Annotated in this window: 5 protein-coding genes; all 5 read right to left on the bottom strand. The window is 41.5% G+C overall.

The window, feature by feature from the left end; translation table 11 throughout:
* The coding region (gene trmD, locus U0M88_RS05370; protein ID WP_331869142.1) for a tRNA (guanosine(37)-N1)-methyltransferase TrmD at positions 1-533 on the bottom strand (533 nt) is incomplete at its 3' end.
* Positions 530-1,018 (bottom strand): ribosome maturation factor RimM, encoded by a 489-nt coding sequence (rimM, locus tag U0M88_RS05365; RefSeq protein WP_331869141.1) that lies wholly within the window; start codon positions 1,016-1,018, stop codon positions 530-532. The genes rimM and trmD, both read right to left, overlap by 4 nt.
* Positions 1,019-1,056: 38 nt before the next feature.
* On the bottom strand, positions 1,057-1,305 hold the full coding sequence (locus U0M88_RS05360) for a KH domain-containing protein (RefSeq protein WP_022789194.1): 249 nt from the start codon (positions 1,303-1,305) through the stop codon (positions 1,057-1,059).
* A complete protein-coding gene (rpsP, locus tag U0M88_RS05355; protein WP_022789195.1) occupies positions 1,305-1,577 on the bottom strand; it encodes a 30S ribosomal protein S16 in 273 nt (90 codons plus the stop codon). The genes U0M88_RS05360 and rpsP overlap by 1 nt, the downstream gene beginning before the upstream one ends.
* A 77-nt stretch (positions 1,578-1,654) precedes the next feature.
* Positions 1,655-2,819: signal recognition particle protein (locus U0M88_RS05350; RefSeq protein ID WP_331869140.1), on the bottom strand; the 1,165-nt coding region annotated here is incomplete at its 5' end.

The raw sequence follows: 2,819 nt of genomic DNA, 5'->3' as shown, positions 1-2,819 counted from the left end.
CGCGTATATTGTGGATATTCCAATAAACCATCGGAAATGGAATCATCTTCCCAGCTATCCTGTCGAATCGTACCCGGCAGTAAGCGTAAGATCGCATCACACATGACCACGCAGGCCGGTTCCCCTCCTGTAAGAACAAAATCACCTAAAGACAACTGAACATCGACATAATCGCGAATACGTTCGTCAAAGCCTTCATAATGTCCGCAAATAAAGATTAAATGCTCTTGTAAAGATAGCTCTTTGGCAACCGATTGAGAGAAAGTCTTTCCCTGTGGGGTTAAAAGGATCACCGTGCTTTTTGGGGTTCGTACACTGGCCAAAGCATCCAAAATCGGCTGACACATCAACACCATGCCGGCACCTCCGCCATAAGGGGTATCATCGACATGGCCATGCTTTTCTTTCGTAAAGGTACGAAAATCGATACATTCAAACTCGAAAAGTTCCTTGTCTTTAGCTCTTTTGATAATGCTTGTTTCCAACAAAGAGCGAAAATAATCAGGAAACAAAGTCAAGACCGTTATTTTCATCGAAGCCCCTCCATGTCTTTAAAGATGATCTTTTTCGTCTCTGGATCAACTTCTAAAATAAATGCCGGCACAAAAGGAAGCAAAAATGAATCCTGATCTTTGGAAATACGCAGGACGATATGTTTCCCGGTTTCTAAAATATCACTGACAATTCCACATTCATCGCCTTTATCATCATATACGGTACAATCCATCAATTCATGATAATAATAAGTTCCTTTTTCCAATGGAGACAAATCTTCTTTGGCAATCAAAAGATCAAACGTTTTCAATTTTTCAGCATCATTGATGTCCTTGATCTCTTCAAATTTCGCATAACCAAATCCCTTCTGCATACGAAAGGAAGAAACGGTCAACTTTTTTCCATCCGATAGGTGCAGGATCCTTCCCTTGGCAAAACGATCTTTTACATCATCTGTTACCAGATAAATCTTACATTCGCCTTTTAACCCATGTGTATTGATAATTGTTCCTACTTTGATCATCTATTTCACCCTTAAAAAAATTAGGATGTTTTCACATCCTAGTATGCTTCGAATTTCACAGAAATTCTTTTTTTGATATCACGCGCCGCAATCGACATCATTTGACGAAGACTGCTGGCCATCATACCTTTGCGACCAATCAAACGCGCTACATCTTCACTGTTGGCATATACATACAACAAGACTTCGTTATCATTGGTGCTGGTCATTGTTTTGACAGACAGTGCCTGTTTGTCATCCACTAAAGGAAGACAAAGATCCATCAATGTCTTTTCCAGATCTGTCATTACTTCTTAACCATTTTTGTTTCGTGGAATTCTTTCATAATGCCTTCTTTAGAAAGAATTGAACGAACTGTATCGCTAGGTTTAGCACCGTTCTGTAACCATTTCATAGCTAATTCTTTGTTGACTGTCACCTGATTTTCAGAAGCGATTGGATTGTATGTACCAATTTCTTCAATGATACGTCCATCACGAGGACTTCTTGAATCTGCAGCTACGATACGGTAGAAAGGACGACCCTTTTTACCCATTCTTTTTAAACGTAATTTAACCATTTCAAATACCTTCCTTTTCTTTTGCCTGATAAATGTACCATAGCAAAATAAAAGTGTCAAGCATTTTTACTTGACACTTATTTTTTCTTTTTCTTCTTTTTGCTTTTTTTCTGTTTCTTGCTACCGGCATGTTTACTGGCTCCCTGCATACCACCGCCACGCTGCATGTTTTGGAGAGCTGACAAGTTAGGCATACCGCCACCGGACATCATTTTTGTCATCATCTGCATTTGTTCCAGCTGCGAGATCAATCGATTGACTTCCATGACCTTAACACCGGCCCCCTTGGCAATACGATTCTTTCGGCTGGCCTTTAAACAAGACGGATTTTCTCTTTCATATGGTGTCATAGACTGAATGATTGCCTGCGATTTTTTCATGGAATCATTCATTTTTTCATCATCCAGCTGTTTGACCATTTTGCCTAATCCCGGAATCATCTTTAACATGTTCTGCATCGATCCCATTTTCTGCATCTGGCCAAATTGATCCAACATATCATTGAAGGTGAAGATCCCCTGTGCCATACGATTGGCCGTTTTTTGTTGGATGTCCATATCCAGCTTTTCCTGCGCCTGTTCCACTAAGGTAACGATATCTCCCATACCCAGGATACGATCCGCCATACGATCCGGATGAAATTCCTCTAAGTCCTCTACCTTTTCTCCATTGGATACAAATAGAACCGGAACATTGGTAATGCTGCGAACAGACAACAAACCACCACCACGGGCATCGCCATCCATCTTGGTCACAACCAAACCTGTGATAGAAAGCTGCTCGTTAAATTCTCTGGCAACCGTTACGATATCCTGACCGGTCATCGCATCCACTGTCAATAAGATATCGTCCGGCTGTACAAGCGCCTTCATTTGAGAAAGCTCCTGCATCAGCTCTTTATCTACGTGTAAACGACCGGCCGTATCAAAGATCACAAGATCTTTTTGTCGATCATAGGCATAGCCCATCGCCCGGCGAGCTGTTTCAACAGCACTGACCTGGGTTCCTAAGCTAAAGACTTCAACATCGATTGATTTTCCCAATGTCTCCAACTGTTCGATAGCTGCCGGACGAACAACGTCACAGGCAACCAATAACACTCGTTTTTTCAGCTTCTCTTTACAGAAACGAGCAATTTTGGCACTGGCAGTTGTTTTACCAGTCCCCTGCAGACCGACCATCATTAAAGTCGATACTCCGCTTTTTTTCAAATTTAATCGAGCATCGGCACTTCCCAGTAAT

It is taken from the genome of Faecalicoccus sp., from assembly GCF_036552745.1.
GTDB lineage: Bacteria > Bacillota_I > Bacilli_A > Erysipelotrichales > Erysipelotrichaceae > Faecalicoccus.
Note: the sequence above shows the minus strand (reverse complement) of the source record. Positions and strands in the feature narration are given on the sequence as shown.

Coding starts and splice junctions, on each gene's coding strand:
- rimM (WP_331869141.1), bottom strand. CDS start 1,018: ATGATCAAAGTAGGAACAATTATCAATACACATGGGTTAAAAGGCGAA.
- U0M88_RS05360 (WP_022789194.1), bottom strand. CDS start 1,305: ATGACAGATCTGGAAAAGACATTGATGGATCTTTGTCTTCCTTTAGTG.
- rpsP (WP_022789195.1), bottom strand. CDS start 1,577: ATGGTTAAATTACGTTTAAAAAGAATGGGTAAAAAGGGTCGTCCTTTC.